16 protein-coding genes are annotated in these 17,045 nt (G+C 60.8%); 7 read left to right on the top strand and 9 right to left on the bottom strand.

The window, feature by feature from the left end; all coding sequences use genetic code 11:
- Positions 1-20: 20 nt before the first annotated feature.
- The 4 genes from BUA94_RS06330 to rpoZ form a co-directional block, all read right to left on the bottom strand.
- The gene (locus BUA94_RS06330; protein WP_073010210.1) at positions 21-617 is read right to left on the bottom strand and encodes a DUF2062 domain-containing protein; all 597 of its coding nucleotides are present in this window, start codon (positions 615-617) and stop codon (positions 21-23) included.
- 44 nt (positions 618-661) lie between these two features.
- Positions 662-1,243 carry an orotate phosphoribosyltransferase gene (pyrE, locus tag BUA94_RS06335; protein WP_073010212.1) on the bottom strand — a complete coding sequence of 194 codons (582 nt, stop codon included), beginning with the start codon at positions 1,241-1,243 and terminating at the stop codon, positions 662-664.
- Between the two features lie 36 nt (positions 1,244-1,279).
- On the bottom strand, positions 1,280-3,514 hold the full coding sequence (locus BUA94_RS06340; RefSeq protein WP_073010215.1) for a RelA/SpoT family protein: 2,235 nt from the start codon (positions 3,512-3,514) through the stop codon (positions 1,280-1,282).
- Positions 3,515-3,655: 141 nt separating this feature from the next.
- Positions 3,656-4,054: a DNA-directed RNA polymerase subunit omega gene (rpoZ, locus tag BUA94_RS06345; RefSeq protein ID WP_073010218.1), complete on the bottom strand. Its 399-nt coding sequence runs from the start codon at positions 4,052-4,054 to the stop codon at positions 3,656-3,658.
- A gap of 463 nt (positions 4,055-4,517) precedes the next feature.
- On the opposite strand from rpoZ, the gene BUA94_RS06350 reads away from it, so the two are divergent.
- Positions 4,518-5,102 carry a LabA-like NYN domain-containing protein gene (locus BUA94_RS06350; protein ID WP_073010221.1) on the top strand — a complete coding sequence of 195 codons (585 nt, stop codon included), beginning with the start codon at positions 4,518-4,520 and terminating at the stop codon, positions 5,100-5,102.
- 14 nt (positions 5,103-5,116) lie between these two features.
- Positions 5,117-5,770, top strand: coding sequence for a uracil-DNA glycosylase (locus BUA94_RS06355; RefSeq protein ID WP_073010224.1), 654 nt, complete (start codon positions 5,117-5,119; stop codon positions 5,768-5,770).
- 279 nt (positions 5,771-6,049) lie between these two features.
- Here BUA94_RS06355 and BUA94_RS06360 read toward each other — a convergent pair whose 3' ends face one another.
- From BUA94_RS06360 to hemB, 5 genes are all read right to left on the bottom strand, one after another.
- Positions 6,050-6,805: an arginyltransferase gene (locus tag BUA94_RS06360; protein WP_073010227.1), complete on the bottom strand. Its 756-nt coding sequence runs from the start codon at positions 6,803-6,805 to the stop codon at positions 6,050-6,052.
- 27 nt (positions 6,806-6,832) lie between these two features.
- Positions 6,833-8,671: an SLC13 family permease gene (locus tag BUA94_RS06365; protein WP_073010231.1), complete on the bottom strand. Its 1,839-nt coding sequence runs from the start codon at positions 8,669-8,671 to the stop codon at positions 6,833-6,835.
- A 118-nt stretch (positions 8,672-8,789) separates the two neighbouring features.
- Positions 8,790-9,287, bottom strand: a complete 498-nt coding sequence (locus BUA94_RS06370) for an RDD family protein (RefSeq protein WP_073011094.1) — start codon at positions 9,285-9,287, stop codon at positions 8,790-8,792.
- 69 nt (positions 9,288-9,356) lie between these two features.
- The gene (locus BUA94_RS06375; protein ID WP_073011097.1) at positions 9,357-10,607 is read right to left on the bottom strand and encodes a threonine ammonia-lyase; all 1,251 of its coding nucleotides are present in this window, start codon (positions 10,605-10,607) and stop codon (positions 9,357-9,359) included.
- A 32-nt stretch (positions 10,608-10,639) separates the two neighbouring features.
- Positions 10,640-11,677 carry a porphobilinogen synthase gene (gene hemB, locus BUA94_RS06380; RefSeq protein ID WP_073010234.1) on the bottom strand — a complete coding sequence of 346 codons (1,038 nt, stop codon included), beginning with the start codon at positions 11,675-11,677 and terminating at the stop codon, positions 10,640-10,642.
- Between the two features lie 244 nt (positions 11,678-11,921).
- Between hemB and BUA94_RS06385 the strand changes: the two genes are divergently transcribed.
- The 5 genes from BUA94_RS06385 (at position 11,922) to ldtR (ending at position 16,699) form a co-directional block, all read left to right on the top strand.
- Entirely contained in the window at positions 11,922-13,061 is a 1,140-nt protein-coding gene (locus BUA94_RS06385) for an isobutyryl-CoA dehydrogenase (protein WP_073010237.1), read from the top strand.
- A gap of 251 nt (positions 13,062-13,312) precedes the next feature.
- Positions 13,313-14,347 (top strand): enoyl-CoA hydratase/isomerase family protein, encoded by a 1,035-nt coding sequence (locus BUA94_RS06390; protein WP_073010240.1) that lies wholly within the window; start codon positions 13,313-13,315, stop codon positions 14,345-14,347.
- Between the two features lie 41 nt (positions 14,348-14,388).
- Positions 14,389-14,802 (top strand): DUF6163 family protein, encoded by a 414-nt coding sequence (locus BUA94_RS06395; protein ID WP_073010243.1) that lies wholly within the window; start codon positions 14,389-14,391, stop codon positions 14,800-14,802.
- Positions 14,803-15,139: 337 nt separating this feature from the next.
- Positions 15,140-16,033, top strand: coding sequence for a 3-hydroxyisobutyrate dehydrogenase (mmsB, locus tag BUA94_RS06400; protein WP_073010245.1), 894 nt, complete (start codon positions 15,140-15,142; stop codon positions 16,031-16,033).
- 153 nt (positions 16,034-16,186) lie between these two features.
- Positions 16,187-16,699 (top strand): transcriptional regulator LdtR, encoded by a 513-nt coding sequence (gene ldtR / locus BUA94_RS06405; protein ID WP_073010248.1) that lies wholly within the window; start codon positions 16,187-16,189, stop codon positions 16,697-16,699.
- The last annotated feature ends 346 nt before the right edge of the window (positions 16,700-17,045 follow it).

Here is a 17,045-nt window from a genome sequence, read left to right on the forward strand (position 1 = left end):
AGGGTTCCTGGAGCCGGTTCTCACTCGGAAGATCTGCCCTGGTCTTCGCCGGGACCACCCAGGCAGCATCGGCGCTCGTCCATCGTCTTGCGGCGGCGGGCCTGATAGACCTCGACGCTCTTGCGGACGATTACATAGCAGATAGCCCCGCAGATCAGACCCAAGGGGACAGCGCCCACCATCATGGGTTTGAGCATGGGCAGAAGCACGTCGAGGGACTTGGCCAGCAGACGCTGCTGGAACTGCTCGTGAACCTCTCCGCCATGGCCACGTGCCGCCTCCCCGTGCAGGATCCAGTTCCCGAGCTTGTAGGTCGAGGCCCATATGAACGGGAACGTAAGCGGGTTTCCAACGGACGTGCCGAGAGCGGAGGCAATCAGATTGCCGCCGATCACATAGGCAATGGCGAAGGAGATGACGAAGTGGAACCCGATCAGCGGGGTGAAGGACGTGAAGGCCCCCGCTGCAAAGCCGAGGGCAATTGCATGCGGGGTGGCTGTCAGGCGCAAGACGCGTTTGCCGTAATAGCGCGTGGAGCGAACCCAGCTATGCCGCGGCCACACTGCAACCCGCAGGCTTTCAATCCGTGTTGGCTTTTGGCGGCGGCGGAAAAGCATTGCTGGGCCTTCGGTTAAAGATCAGGGATCCTGGCGCCAAAGGCTCAGGAGAGACCTCGGCTGCCGGGCTTCACAGCGGGAATGGCCGCCAGTTCCGGCGGAAGTTTGTCGGCCTCGTATGCGGGCACCTTGTACTGTGCCAGGGCGATGATTGGCACGCCGGCATCGGCTTCGCCAGCGGAGCGGTCGATCAGGCAGGCGACGGCCAGCACATTGGCACCAGCCTTGGTCAGCGCATCGACGGTTTCGCGGCTGGACAGGCCGGTCGAGACGATGTCCTCGACGACGATCACGCGGGCGCCTTCCGGCAATTCGAACCGGCGCAGGCGGAACTCGCCATCCTCGCGCTCGACCCACATGGCCGGAACCTTGAGGTGGCGGGCGGTTTCATAGCCCGGGATCAGGCCGCCGAGGGCCGGCGAAACGATGTAGTCGATCTGGCCAAGACCCGAAGCGCTGATCTTCTCGGCGAGGGCCTTGCAGAGCACCTCGGTCCGGTCCGGATACATGAACACGCGGGCCTTCTGCAGGAAAATAGGGCTGCGCAGGCCGGAGGAAAGGATGAAATGCCCTTCCAGAATCGCACCTGAATCGCGGAACTGCTGCAAGACTTCGTCGCGGGTCATGAGTGTGGGGTGTCCTTCTTGTCCTGTCCGCGGCACTTAACCGTTCACGCGGGAAACGCTCGATACATTCGGCTTGGATCTGAGCTGGTTGATGATCCGGTTCAGGTGTTTCAGATCCCATACCTCAAGATCAATGATCATCTCGTGAAAATCCGGTGCTTTACGCATCATTTTCACGTTGTCGATATTGCCGCTGTTCTCACCGATCACCTGGGCAATCGTCGCGAGGGAGCCGGGCTCATTGACCGCGTTGATGGCGAGGCGGGCCGGGAACCGTTCCGGATTGTTTACATCGATATCCCAGCGCACATCCACCCAGAGATCTGTCTGGTCGTCGAATTCCTTGAGCGCCGGAGACTGGATCGGATAGATCGTCAGTCCGCCGGTCGGCATCAGGATGCCGACGATCCGGTCGCCCGGAACCGCGCCGCCATTGGGGGCAAAGGTTACGGGCACGTCGCCCGTCAGGCCGCGGATCGGCAGGGAGGCGCCATGAGTCTCATCATTCTCGCTTCCTTCCTGACCGACGTCGGTGGAGGGAATGCGGAACTTGAGGCCTGCACCCTTTTCCAGATCGAACCAGCCATCCTCGGGCCGGGCTTCGATGTGATGGACGCGCTGGTCCTGGTAGTCCGGGTGTGCGGACTTCAGGACGGCCTGGGCGTTGATCTCGCCTCTGCCGACGGCCGCCAGAAGATCGGCGATCGTGTCCTGATGATGATCGTTCAGGGCGGTTTCGAGGAGGTCTTCCGAATAGGCCTTTTCAGCCCGGGAGAAAGCCCGCTTCAGAATATGCTCGCCAAGAGCGCCATATTGCTTGCGCACGGATTCGCGGGTTGCCCGACGGATCGCGGCGCGGGCCTTGCCGGTGACAGCGATGGATTCCCATGCCGGCGGCGGCGTCTGTGCCTGGGAGCGGATGATCTCGACTTCGTCGCCGTTCCGGAGCGCGGTCACCAGCGGCATGATCTTGCCGTTGACCTTGCAGCCGACACAGGTGTTGCCGACGCCAGTGTGAACCGCATAGGCAAAGTCGATCGGGGTGGCGCCGCGCGGCAGGGCAATCAGGCGGCCCTTCGGCGTGAAGCAGAAAACCTGGTCGTGGAAGAGCTCAAGCTTCGTGTTCTCCAGAAACTCTTCCGGAGTGTCGCCATCCGAGAGCATGTCGATGGTCCGCCGCAGCCATTCGAAGGCGCGGCTGTCATCGGTGTGCCGGGCAATGTTGCGCCCGCCCATCTCGCCGTCCTTGTAGAGGGCGTGGGCGGCAATACCGTATTCGGCGACCCGGTGCATGGCGACCGTGCGGATCTGCAGTTCCACACGCTGGCGCGAGGGGCCGACGATCGTCGTGTGGATCGAGCGGTAGTCGTTCTGCTTCGGAGTGGAGATGTAATCCTTGAAGCGGCCCGGAACGGTCGGCCAGGCCGTGTGGATCACGCCGAGTACCCGGTAACAGGCCTCGACGGTGCCGACGATGACCCGGAAGCCGTAGATATCCGAGAGCTGCTCGAAGCCGAGTGACTTCTGCTGCATCTTGCGGAAGATGGAGTAGGGGCGCTTTTCCCGGCCCTTGACGCTGGCAGCCATGCCGCGCTCTGCGAGCCGTTCCGTCAGGGTCTCCTCGATCTCGTGGATCAGGTCCTTGTTGGTGGCGCGCTGTTCGTTGAGCCGCTCGGAAATCGTTTCGAATGCATCCGGATTGAGGGTGCGGAAGGCAATGTCTTCCAGCTCCTCGCGCATTTCATGCATCCCCATGCGGCCCGCCAGGGGCGCATAGATTTCCATGGTCTCCTCCGCAATGCGTCCGCGCTTGTGCTCGGGCATGTGGTGGAGGGTGCGCATGTTGTGCAGACGGTCTGCAAGCTTGACCAGAAGAACCCGGACGTCATCGGCGATCGCCAGAAGCAGCTTGCGGAAGTTCTCGGCCTGCTTGGCCTGCTGGGAGACAAGGTCCAGCCGCTTGATCTTGGTCAGGCCCTCGACCAGCTTGCCGATCTCTTCGCCGAACAGCGTGTCGATTTCGGTGCGGGTCGCATCCGTGTCCTCGATCGTGTCATGCAGGAGTGCGACGGCAATGGTCGCGTCGTCCAGGCGCATGTCCGTGAGGATGGCGGCCACTTCAAGCGGATGGGAGAAATAAGGGTCACCGGAGGCGCGGATCTGATGGCCGTGCTTCTGCATGGCGTAAACATACGCCTTGTTCAGAAGGGCTTCATCTGCCTCGGGATTGTAACGGGTTACTCGTTCAACGAGTTCATATTGGCGCATCATGGCCGGAACCGACTTAACTGAACCGACTCGTCTGACAGCCGGAGAACAGAGACCGGCAAGTCTCTAATTACGATCTTGAGGGAATGCAGGCGGTTTGTCACCGCCTGCCTCAAAGTCCGTGTGATCCGCAAGAATGCGGGATCAGATGTCGTCGTTGCGCTCCGGCGGCACCAGGCCTTCCAGGCCGCGCAGCAGGTCTTCCTCGGACATGCGGTCGAATTCGACGGCGCTGTCGTCCACGGCGTTGACCTGGGTAACGGAGCTGTTGGAAGAGGGAACCAGCGGCACGGCTTCGGCTTCCGGCTCGTCCACTTCCACATACTTCTGCAGCGAGTGGATGAGGTCTTCCTTCATGTCTTCCGGGCTGACGGTCTGCTCGGCGATCTCGCGAAGGGCCACGACCGGGTTCTTGTCGTTGTCGCGGTCAACGGTAAGCGGCGAACCGCTCGAGATCATGCGAGCGCGATGAGCGGCCAGAAGTACCAGCTCAAATCGGTTCTCGACCTTGTCGATGCAGTCCTCGACGGTCACGCGCGCCATACGACGTCTCCATAAGTTAGGGATCCAGAACGACCAGCGTATACTGTTGGTCCGGTGCTAATGCAACCCCTCAGGTCATTGCTGATCAAGGGAATCATGCAGTCTTTGTTTACTGTGGCGTATATCTCGCGTTGCACGGATCGGCCACAATCTGTCATAACTCACAGAATAGGTTATTTTCAGTTAGGTATGGAAGCCAAGCATTTGGGTGCTTAACTATCGTGAAGCACGGCGTCCTGCGGACTTTCCGATTGCGATAGTGCCGATTTCTAGTGTAGGGGCATTATCGCGAACTGTTAAAAACAAAAACAGACGCCGGGTAGAATGCAATATCGCCAGAGAGGGTCTTTCGACCCTCTTATATAAGACTCCAATCGCAGGTTTCTGAGCATTGGTTGGGGATGAAGCTCTGTCCTGTAGCTTCGGGAAGTCTTAAGATACAATAAGAAAGGTTCCCAATAATATGTTTGATGCTAGGGAAAAGGTTGCTTTATTTATTGATGGTGCGAACCTTTATTCGACTGCTAAGGCAATCGGGTTCGACATTGACTATAAGCGTCTCCTGAAGGAATTTCAGGGGCAGGCCTATCTTCTTCGAGCTTATTATTACACGGCCTTGATTGAGGATCAGGAATACTCTTCGATCCGTCCGCTTATCGACTGGCTGGACTACAATGGCTACAAGGTCATCACCAAGCCGGTAAAGGAATTCGTCGACAGCTCGGGCCGCCGCAAGGTCAAGGGCAACATGGACATCGAGCTCGCCGTCGATGCGATGCAACTCGTTGATCATGTCGACCATATCGTTCTGTTCTCCGGCGACGGTGACTTCCGCTCCCTGGTCGAAGCGCTGCAGCGCAAGGGCCGCAAGGTGAGCGTCGTCTCCACGCTGAAGACACAGCCGCCGATGATCGCCGATGACCTGCGCCGTCAGGCCGACCATTTCATCGACCTTGCGACCCTTGCCAACAAGATCGGCCGCGACCCTTCCGAGCGTCCGGTTCGTCAGGCTCCGGTCGACAACGCTGACGAAGACGACGACTACTAAGCCGTCTTTTGCCGATGACCTCGACTCTGGTTACGGATCCGCCTCTGGATTGTCCCGTCTGCACTCGTCTCGTGGAATTCCGCGAGGGGCTGCAACGGGACTTTCCTGACTGGTTCAATGCTCCCGTACCCAGCTTTCTGGGTGAGAACCCGCGTCTGCTGGTGATTGGCCTTGCGCCGGGCATGCGTGGGGCGAACCGCACCGGCCGTCCGTTTACCGGCGATTATGCCGGAGACCTTCTCTACGAGACCATGGTCGAGTTCGGCTTTGCGAAGGGGCAGTATCAGGCCCGTCCTGATGATGGCCTGACGCTGACCGACGCGATGATCACCAATGCGGTGCGCTGCCTTCCGCCGGAGAACAAGCCGACCGGGCCCGAGATCAAGGCTTGCCGGCCCTATCTCATGGCGACGCTCGATGCGAACCCGCAGGTCCGTGCGGTCCTGGCCCTTGGCCGGATCGCCCATGACACATTCCTGACAGCATTGAACCTCCGCAAGGCGCAGTTTCCCTTTGCCCATGGCGCCCGCCATGATCTTGGAACGCGCAATCTGCTGATGTTCGACAGTTATCACTGCTCCCGCTACAACACGAACACGGGCCGTTTGACCCCGGAAATGTTCAAGTCCGTGTTCACGTCGATCCGGATCGATCTGCCGCGGGTCTGACCCGAGGTTGGTGCATTATACCAACCTCAAGAAATAGCGACCTATTTGACCGCGTTTTCGGATTGTCCGGCAAGAAGCGTTTCGCAGGGCGATGCGGTGCATCTTCCAAGGGACGCGACGTAGCCCGGGCGGTTCGAAAACGCGGCCTCCGGTGGCCACTTCCGGCTCCCCGGACGTCGTTACGCTGCTTGCCCGATGCCCGGCATCGGGCGGCGCACCGCGCCTAGCCGGGAACCCGGCTGAGGCCATCAAATAGGTCGTTATTTCTTAAGGTTGGTATTACTTGTCCGGGGAGCTGATGGCCCAGCCATTGGGGCCGAGCTGTTCCTGTGGCTGGAACCTGGCCTTGTAGGCCATCTTCGGCGAGCCATCGACCCAGTATCCCAGATAGACATAGGGCAGGCCCATCTGCCGCGCCCGCTGGATGTGATCCAGGATCATGAAGGTGCCGAGGCTGAGGCCGGACACGTCCGGATCATAAAAGGAATAGACCATCGACAGGCCGTCGGCGAGCTGATCGGTCAAGGCCACGCCCATCAAGGGCCCTTCGCCAGCTCCAGTCAGGAAACTGTCCGGTCCCCTGCGGCGGTATTCGATGACCATGGTCTCCACATGGGTGTCCTCGATCATCATGGCATAGTCGAGGACGCTCATTTCCGCCATGCCGCCGGTCTCGTGCCGGGCGAGCAGATAGCTGCGGAAGAGGTCATATTGTTCGGCAGACGGGGAGGCGGGCAGGCGCGCACCGACGAGTTCCTGACCAAGCTTCAGATGACGGCGGAAGGACTTGGTCCAGACGAAATCCCGCACCCTGACCCGGACCGATACGCAGGCCTTGCAGTCTTCGCAGGCGGGCCGGTAGGCGATGTTCTGACTGCGCCGGAAGCCCCCTTGGGTGAGGACGTCATTCAGGGCGCTGGCGTGCTGGCCGATGAGATGCGTGAAGACCTTCCGCTCCTGACGGCCCTCCAGATAGGGGCAGGGGGCCGGAGCGGTCAGGTAAAACTGCGGATGATCGGTCGGGTGCCGTGTCAAATGCTGTTCCGGAATAAATGGGACCTTCTACAAACCATAATACCATGGAGCGACTAAAGAGAAGGTCAACCACAAAATCAGGGACAGCGGGGTTCCGGCTCTCAGAAAATCCGAGAAACGGTAATGGCCGGGGCCCATCACGATCAGGTTGGTCTGATAGCCGATCGGCGTGGCAAAGGACGCATTGGCCGCGAAGATCAGGCAGACCACGAAGGCTTCCGGCGACTGGCCGAGCTGATTGGCCATCTTGATCGCGATCGGGGTGAAGAGAACGGCTGCTGCGTTGTTCGACAGGAAGTTGGTCAGGATCATCACGATCATGAACAGCGACGACAGGATCACCGTCGGCGAGGAACCGCGCAGGATCTCAACAAGTCCGTTGGCGATATAGGCCGCGCCGCCCGTTGCTTCCAGCGCGGCGGCGCCCGCTAGGGACGAACCCACCAGCATCAGGATGCGGCTGTCGATAGCGCGCAGCGCCTGACGGATGTTCAGGCAGCCGGAGGCAATCATCGCGAAGGTGCCGGCGACGGCGGTGACGGCAATCGGTGCAATGCCGACGGCGGCAACCGCGACCACTGCGAGAAAGATTGCCAGGGCACGGGGGGCATAGCGGCGCCGTGGCACTTCGGCGGTCGACCAGTCCAGCAGCAGAACATCCCGGTTGCCGCGCAGGCTGGAGACCTGGGCGGAGGTCCCCGCGATCAGCAGCACGTCACCGGCTTCCAGGCGGATATCGTTCATGGCCATGCGCGGCATGCGGCTGCGGCGCTGAATGCCCATGACCACGCAGCCGGTGTCCGCGTGAAATCCGGTCTGGACCAGCGTTCGCCCGGTCATGCGGGAGGCGGGCGCAACCACCACTTCGGCAAGGGTCATGGTGCCGGGCTGGGCGGAAGACGGGGCGGCATCCGCAGCGCTTGTCTGTCCGGACGGATCTGCCTCCAGAAGGGGCTGGCGGCGGGACAGGGCATTGGCGAGCGCGTTGCGGGTCGCAGCCACGATCACCGTGTCGCCGGGGGACAGGATGACATTCTCGAACGGGGGAAGCAGCGGCTGCTCGCCGCGCTGGACCAGGCGGACGGTCATGTCCTTGAGGGCCGGGAACATGCCGGAGATCGATTCCACGCCGACCAGCGGATGGCCATAGCCGATGTTGATCTGGGCAATGAACTGCTTGCCGGAGGAGTTCTGGATTTCCTCGGCCATCGTGCGGCGGGCCTTCAGGAGACGCGGCATGATGAAGAGCACATAGATCGAGCCGGCGGTGGCAAGGATCAGCGCGATGGGCGTGAAGCTGAAGAAGGTGAGCCTCAGGTCCGAAGTCTGCGCGGCATAATTGGCCACCAGCAGGTTGGTGGAGGAGCCGATCACAGTGGTCATGCCGCCCAGGATCGTCATGAAGGACAGAGGCATCAGGACCCGGGACGGGGAGGTGCCCATGGTGGCGGCGACGGCGCTCAGGATCGGCAGGAACATCACCACGACCGGGGTGTTGTTCAAAAAGGCGCTGAGGGCAGCCACGACCAGAAGAACCGGAATGGTCGCCATCTGGGACCGGCCACGGCTCCATTTGACGAGGGCCTGTGCAGGCTTTTCCAATGCGTCTGTCTGGAACAGGCCCTGGCCGATGATCAGCAGGCAGATAACCGTGACGACGGCCGGGTTGGAAAAGCCGGAAAGAAGAGACCCTGCGGTGATCGGTCCGTCCGGCCCGCTGGCCGGGAAGACCGCGAATAACACCATGAAGGCGACGACGGAACCGAGCGCGATCAGTTCAATGGAATAGCGCTCGGTCGCATAGAGAACCACTGTCGCGGCAATGATCAGGAAGGTCATTGCCATTGGAATATCAAGTGCCTGCATTCAGGGTCCGCTGCCGCCTTATCCGGATTCCTATCGGGGGCACTTTAGAACAGGGGCAAGCCCGATAGGAAGGATAATGAGCGCGTTAGCAGCCTGATTGTGGAAACGAATTTCCGTCTCAGGCGTGTCTTTGGCGAAGTGCTTCCGAATTCATCACGACTGTGCCCAGAACGAGGTCGTGCAGCAGGCGCTTGCGGTCGGCAAAAAGCGACACCAGCAGCACGAAGGGCGTCAGCAGCGAAACGGAAAACCAGAACAAAAGCACATGCATGGCGGCCAGAAGCGGGTAGGGGCGGGCCCCATGCCACAGGCGCATCTCCAGTCCCATGGCGCGCATGCCGGGGGTGGAGGCTGCCGGGCCGCCCAGGGTCACGGCCGTGTAGATCAGTGCGATGGCCTGGCCGAGAAACGCATAGAGGATCCAGGCGAGTCCGAAGGTGAAGATGCCGAGCAGAAACACCACGACGGCCGCACAGGCAGTCAGGATCGCGACCGCGATCACGTCGATGAAGAACGCGAAGATCCGCTTCGTGCGGACATTGTCGAAAAGATCCGGTTCGCTCAAGGGATCAAAACGATGTCCGGTCTGCATCATCGGCTCGGTCTGTGTGGTCATTGGCAAGGCTCCAGCCATGGTTCAAGCGCAATCCACATGTGGGGATTGCGCCTTGATGTTGCAAATGGCTCAGTCGATGGCTTCGGCCACATCCAGACGGCGGACCGTATAGCCTCTTGAGCGCAGAGCCGTGACGATCTCCTCGCCATGCGTGGCATCGAAGGCCTCGAACGTGACGTCGAGCGTTGCGCCCTTGGCCGGAACATTCAGGAACAGGCGGTGGTGGGCCACATCCACCACATTGCCCTGCAACTGGCCGATCACGGTGGTGATGTCGCCGAGAACGCCCGGACGGTCCGGCGTGTCGATTCTCACGGAGACAAGGCGGCCGTCGCGGGCCAGTTCCCGGATTACGATGGAGGAGAGCAGGCGCGGGTCGATGTTGCCGCCGCACAGAACCAGGCCGACGCGCTTGCCTGCAAAGCGTTCCCGGTCTGTGAGCAGACCGGCGAGCCCGGCAGCCCCTGCGCCTTCCGCGATGGTCCGCTGCAGCACCAGATAGGCGTTGATCGCCTGTTCCAGCGTGCTTTCCTTGGCAAGGATGATGTCGTCAACCCAGAGCTTGACCACTTCCTGGGTCAGGAGGCCGATGTCGCGCACGGCAATGCCTTCCGCAATGGTCGGTCCCTCGCAGCGCACATCCTTGCCTTTCAGGGCGCCCCACATGCCCGGATAGAGCACAGTTTCGACGCCGATGACCTCGATCTCCGGCTTGATCGACTTGGCCGCAACGGCCATGCCGGCAATCAGGCCGCCACCGCCGACCGGAACCACCAGAACGTCGAGATCCGGCCGGGCGGCCAGCATCTCGAGGGCGATGGTGCCCTGACCTGCGATCACATGGGCATCGTCGTAAGGGTGGACCCAGATGAGCCCCTTTTCCTCGGACAGCCGGTCGGCTTCCGCCTTGGCTTCGGCCAGGGTGTCTCCGGCCAGAACCACTTCTGCGCCAAAGCCGCGGGTTGCGGCGATCTTTACGAACGGCGTCATGGCGGGCATGACGATGGTCGCCGGAATGCCGAGACGGCCGGCGTGATAGGCAACGCCCTGGGCGTGGTTTCCGGCTGAAACCGCAATCACGCCGCGTTTGCGTTCGTCATCTGTCAGGCTGAGCAGCTTGACCAGGGCACCACGTTCCTTGAACGCGCCGGTGACCTGCATGTTCTCGTATTTGACGAAGATCTCGGCACCGGTCAGGGCGGACAAGCGCGGTGCAGGAAGGCAGGGCGTCTCTAGGATCGCGCCCTTCAGCACATTTGCCGCCGCCTGGATCCGCTCCAGGGTGATCTGCGCCGGATCAGTCGAGAAGGAGCTGGCCATGCTGCTTGCCTGATCGCTGGTCGGGGTGCCGGTCACTTCTTTCCTGCCAGGATCTCGGCCACCTGCGGGGCGAAATAGGTGAGGATGCCGTCCGCTCCGGCGCGCTTGAAGGCCATCAGGCTTTCGACCATGGCCTTGTGGCCGTCGATCCAGCCATTGGCACTGGCCGCGCAGATCATCGCGTATTCACCGGACACCTGATAGACATAGGTGGGCACCCGGAACGTGTCCTTGATGCGGCAGACAATGTCCAGATAGGGCATGCCCGGCTTCACCATCACCATGTCTGCGCCCTCGGCAATGTCGAGTTCGGTCTCGCGCAGCGCCTCGTCGGTGTTGCCATAGTCCATCTGATAGGTGCGCTTGTCACCGATCAGGGTGGCGTTGGTGCCGACGGCATCCCGGAACGGGCCATAGAAGGCAGAGGCATATTTGGCCGAATAGGCCATGATCTGGTGATCGCGGAACCCGCCTTCGTCCAGCGCCGTGCGGATCGCGCCGATGCGCCCGTCCATCATGTCCGAAGGGGCGATGATGTCCGCGCCGGATTCAGCCTGGATCAGAGCCTGCAGGGCCAGCTGGGATACGGTCTCGTCATTGAGGATCCGCTCACCTTCCAGAATGCCGTCGTGGCCGTGGCTGGTATAGGGGTCAAGCGCCACGTCGGTGATGAGGCCGATGTTCAGCTTGGCTGCCTTGATCGCCCGGCAGGCGCGGCAGATCAGATTGTCCGGGTTCAGGGCTTCGCTGCCCATGGCATCGCGCAGGGACGGATCCGTATAGGGAAAGAGGGCCAGCGCCGGAATGCCGAGGCTCTCCGCCTTGATGGCGTCCTTGACCGCTTCGTCCACCGACAGGCGCTCGACGCCCGGCATGGAGGGGACAGGCTGACGCACGCCGGTGCCGTCGACGATGAAGATCGGCCAGATCAGGTCGTCAACGGTCAGAGTGCTCTCGCGCACCAGCCGACGGGACCAATCCGTGCGGCGGTTGCGGCGCATGCGCCTTCCGGCAAGAAGTTCGTCCATACGGGCGGAAGGAAACGGCGGCGTGCGGTGAGAGGACGTCATGGGTCTCGGTTTTCCTGATGTGGTCAGGGCGGCCTTGCCAGGGGCTGGTCACAGGCCGTCGGGCTTTTGGAATTCGGCGAGACACTATCACGACAGGTCCTTCGCTCCAACTCCCGGTAATGCAACAGGAAAATATGATGAAAATGGCTCTGATTGACGTTTACGTCAAAACGCGCTAGCTCTATTTGCAATTGAAAACCAAGGCTTTGCCCCGGCTTTCGCCGGGGTGTCGGGAGGATGAGTCGTGGATTTTTCCCTGAATGAGGACCAGCGCGCGTTCCAGGACATGGCAGCGGCATTTGCCCGCGATGAAATGGAGCCCCATGCGCGGGAGTGGGACGAGAAGAGCCATTTTCCGGCCGAGACCCTGCGCAAGGCTGCAAGTCTTGGCTTCGGCGGTATTTATGTGCGCGAGGATGTGGGCGGGTCTCAGCTGACCCGGCTGGATGCGGCGATCATCTTCGAAGAGCTTTCCAAGGGCTGCACGTCCACCTCGGCCTTCATCTCGATTCACAACATGGCCAGCTGGATGATCGACAGCTTCGGCTCGCAAGAGACCCGTCAGTCCTATCTGCCGGATCTGTGCACAATGGACCGCTTTGCCAGTTACTGCCTGACCGAGCCCGGCTCTGGCTCGGATGCGGCCAGCCTCCGGACGTCTGCCAGGGACGATGGCGACCATTATATCGTCAACGGCTCCAAGGCCTTCATTTCCGGCGGCGGTGTCAGCGATGTCTATGTCACCATGGTGCGCACCGGCGGCAGTGGACCGGAGGGTATTTCCTGTCTGGTCATCGACAAGGACACGCCGGGTCTGAGCTTCGGCGCTCAGGAGGTGAAGCTCGGCTGGAAGAGCCAGCCAACCGCGCAAGTGAATTTCGAGGACTGCCGCGTGCCAAAGGCCAACCGGCTGGGGAATGAGGGCGACGGCTTCAAGATCGCCATGAAGGGGCTCGACGGCGGACGTCTCAACATCGGTGCCTGTTCCCTTGGCGCGGCGCAGACCTGTCTTGAGCGGGCAACGGCCTATCTCAAGGAGCGCAAGCAGTTTGGCAAGGCGCTGGCGGAATTCCAGGCGCTGCAATTCCGGCTGGCAGACATGGCGACAGAGCTGGAGGCTGCAAGGCTTCTCCTGCATAAGGCTGCCAGTCTGGTGGATGCCAAGGCACCGGATGCCACCATGATGGCGGCCATGGCAAAGCGGCTGGCGACGGACACGGGTTTCAAGGTGGTCAATGAGGCGCTGCAGCTTCACGGGGGTTACGGCTATCTGCGCGACTATCCGGTCGAGCGGTTCCTGCGCGATGTCCGCGTGCATCAGATCCTGGAAGGCACCAACGAGATCATGCGCCTCATCATCGCCCGCCAGCTCTTGCGCGGGTGAGAGGGGAGAGGGGGGAGGAGGATGCCACTCCTTCTGATGAGGCGTAAGCTTCCCAGACCGCTTACAAAGCTGCCACCTCTCCACCGTCATCCTCGGCCTTGAGCCGAGGACCTAAACAAGTCAATGGCTTGCAGATCCTCGGGTCAAGCCCGAGGATGACGGAGGAGAGGGGTGCGATCAATCTTCACCGGATCTCATCCGGTCCATTGTCACCTGCGCCCGGGAGAGGCGCCAGTTGGAGGAATGCCGGTTTGACCGACGAGATTTTGTTTGAGCAGCGTGGGGCTGCAGGCTTCATCATTCTCAATCGTCCGAAGGCGCTCAATGCGCTCAATCACCCGATGGTCAAGGCCATGGCCGCCAAGCTGGATGAATGGGAGAAGGATGACAGCATCCGCCACGTGGTCATCACCGGTGCAGGAGAGAAGGCCTTTTGCGCCGGCGGCGACATCCGCAAGGTCTATGAGATGAAGAAGGCCGGAGAACCGGGACTGGCCGACTTCTTCGGTGACGAATATGTGCTGAATGCCCGGATCAAGGCCTATTCCAAGCCCTATGTCTCCCTGATCGACGGCATTGTCATGGGCGGCGGCGTGGGCTTGTCCGTCCATGGGCGGTATCGGGTCGGATCCGAATTCACACTCTTTGCCATGCCGGAAACAGGCATCGGTTTCTTCCCGGATGTGGGCGGCGGCTATTTCCTGCCGCGCCTGCCGCAGTTCGTCGGAACCTATTGTGCGCTCAGCGCCGGCCGCCTGAAGCAGGCAGACTGTCTGGCCGCCGGCATCCTGACTCATGCGGTGCCGCGCGAGAAGATAGCGGAGCTCGCCAAGGCGCTCGAGACTGCCGGAGATGTAGACGCGCTGCTCGCGGCCTTCCATCAGGACCCGGGAGCCTCCGACCTCATGACCCATGCTGACCTGATTGAAAGTGTGTTCTGCGCGCCGACAGTTGCCGAAATCATGAGTCGTCTGGATGCGGCGGAAGGCGAATGGGCGCAAAAGACGGCGGCAGATATCCGTGCCAAGTCTCCGACCAGCGTGCATCTGGCCCTGGAGCAGGTGCGCCGTGGCGCCAGCCTCGACTTCAATGCCAACATGCGCATGGAGTACCGGATTGTCAGCCGGATCCTTCAGGGACATGACTTCTTTGAAGGGGTGCGGGCAGTGCTGGTCGACAAGGATCATGCACCGGACTGGAAGCCGGCACAGCTTGATCAGGTGGACAGCGCAGAGATTGCGTCGTATTTCCAAGAGCCTGAAGGGGGAGACTTGGCGCTCTCCTGAGTGCTTTCCAGCACCCCAAGAACAGGGACCGGATATCGGCCATGATTACCAGTTTCGAGGATATCGTTAAGACCCGTCCGCCCTGGAGCACGATTCTGGTCTGGTATCTGAGGGCCATGGCCATCCTGCTGATCGGTGGCGGCGTGATTCACTGGGCGCGGATCGTGGGCATGGTGCCCTGGCGCGGCCAGTGGTTCTGGGACATGCCGGTGGAATGGCAGGCGGCAACCGTCTTCTTTGCGGTTCTCGACCTTGTGGCGGCAACGGGCCTCTGGCTGGCGGTCTCCTGGGGTACCGTGATGTGGCTGTTCCGGGCAATCAGCCAGATCGTCATGCACTCGCTGTTTTCCGACGTCTTCGGCCGCCGTCCCTACGAGATCGCCTTCTATCTGCTTACGATCGGGATCTATCTCCTGATCGTCTATCTGATGGAACGGGAAAACCGGAAGACCTGACGTCCAGCTTGTCTTTCCATGCAGGCGAAGGGCTTGGGGTGCGATTTCCGGGTGCATTTCTCCAAATGACGGGAAAAGAGACGTCTCGGCCGGTGAGGAATCGGCCAGGCCATTAAAAAAATGCAGCAGAAAAAAGTGTCCCGATCCGGTCCGCGTTACCGATTGGGACACTGGCAAACCCCTCCCAACATGTCATCCGGTCGTGCGCTGGGCCAGATTGGGATGCTGCTGGAAAGGTTTGCTAACCATCAAAATCCCTTTTCAAGGGCTTTTGAGCCTTAATGTATACGTCCCGGGAGGGGACGGCGTGTCTTGAGTGCCATCGGGAGGAACTGACATGGCGAGCACTATCGGATTTATCGGTCTTGGAAACATGGGTGGCCCGATGGCGGCCAATCTGGTCAAGGCCGGGCACATAGTCTCCGGATTTGATCTTTCGGAAGCGGCCCTTTCCGCGCTTGAAGCAGCCGGCGGCAAGCGGGCGGCCTCGGTCCAGGAGCTTGCAGCGTCCAGCGATGTGATCGTCACCATGCTTCCGGCAGGCGCCCATGTGCGCAAGGTCTACATGGGGGAGGGCGGTATTCTGGAGGCGGCCCGTCCCGGCACCTTGATGATCGACAGTTCCACCATCGACGTCGACAGCGCCCGCGCTGTCGCGGAAGCGGCCAGCGCCAAGGGAATGCCCATGGTCGATGCGCCGGTTTCCGGCGGTGTTGGCGGCGCTGCAGCCGGCACGCTGACCTTCATGGTCGGCGGTCCTGAGGAGGCATTCGGCAAGGCAAAGCCTTATCTGGACGTGATGGGCAAGACCATCGTTCACACGGGCGATGCAGGCACGGGACAGGCAGCCAAGATCTGCAACAACATGATCCTCGGCATCTCGATGATCGGCGTCAGTGAAGCCTTCGTTCTGGCGGAAAAGCTGGGCCTCGACGCGCAGAAGCTGTTCGATATTTCCTCCACCGCATCCGGCCAGTGCTGGTCCCTGACATCCTATTGCCCGGTTCCCGGACCCTTGCCGTCCTCTCCGGCCAACCGGGACTATCAGCCGGGCTTTGCCGCGGAGATGATGCTCAAGGATCTGAAACTGGCCCAGGAGGCTGCAAGTTCCGCTGGAGCTGCCACTCCGCTGGGGGCGCAGGCGGCTGCCCTTTATGCGCTTTTCTGCAACTCAGGCGGGCGCGGCGTGGATTTCTCGGGCATCGTGAAGTACCTGCGCGGAACATCGTAAATCAATAGTTTCCGGGCGATCCCAAATTGTCCGGAAGCAATTTACCGTTGATTCAGTGTGTCTCTTAAGCGGTTCTTAGAAACGCTCCGGTAGTGTCGATCTCAAGGTGGGAAAAATATCCACCTACAGAACAGGCAAAAGAGGCGCAAACAAATGATCACCGCAACAAGGGCAGTCGATGCAGTGTCACAAGTAGAGAATGAAGCGGAAATCAAGCCGCTTTATCTTGAAGCTTTGACGCTTGTAGAAAGACTTCACAGACGTCTTCTTGACGTTATCAAGGATGAGTTCGACCGTATGGGCCGGTCCGACGTGAACAGTGTGCAGGCACTGCTTCTGTTCAACATCGGCGACTCGGAACTGACGGCCGGCGAGCTGCGGACCCGTGGTTACTACCTGGGCTCGAACGTGTCCTACAATCTGAAGAAGCTGGTCGAGACCGGTTACATTCACCATCAGCGTTCGCGCATGGACCGCCGTTCGGTTCGTGTCAGCCTGACGGAGAAGGGTCGCGACGTCGCTCAGATCGTCAATGATCTTTATGAGCGTCACATGCTGTCGGTTGAGCAGGTCGGGGAAATCGGGGCAGACGATTTCGTGACCCTGAACCGTTCGCTGCGCCGGCTGGAGCGTTTCTGGACCGACCAGATCCTTTACCGTCTCTGATTTTCAGCGGCAGATCCAGATGAGAAACGCCGTCCCGGCCAACCGGGGCGGCGTTCGCATGTCTGGGCTCCGCATCTCCGACAATGTGGCAGCATCAACACACCGAAGCCCTGGAAAACAGCGAGTCGGCTTTCCTTTCGGGTGCCGTTAGGATTTGCGGCACTGCGACATGATCTGGACACAATGGGATGGCTTACAATGCCTTATTCTGCGTGACTGGCTGGCCGAAGGGGGCAGTGCCGCTGCGTCAGAGACATCCGGGCCAGAACGTCACAATCGTCCGGCTGGATGTGTATGGACTGAGTATCAGGGCCTGACCATGCAGAATGCGGACGGGCCAAACAGC

This window comes from Roseibium suaedae, from assembly GCF_900142725.1.
Classification (GTDB): domain Bacteria; phylum Pseudomonadota; class Alphaproteobacteria; order Rhizobiales; family Stappiaceae; genus Roseibium; species Roseibium suaedae.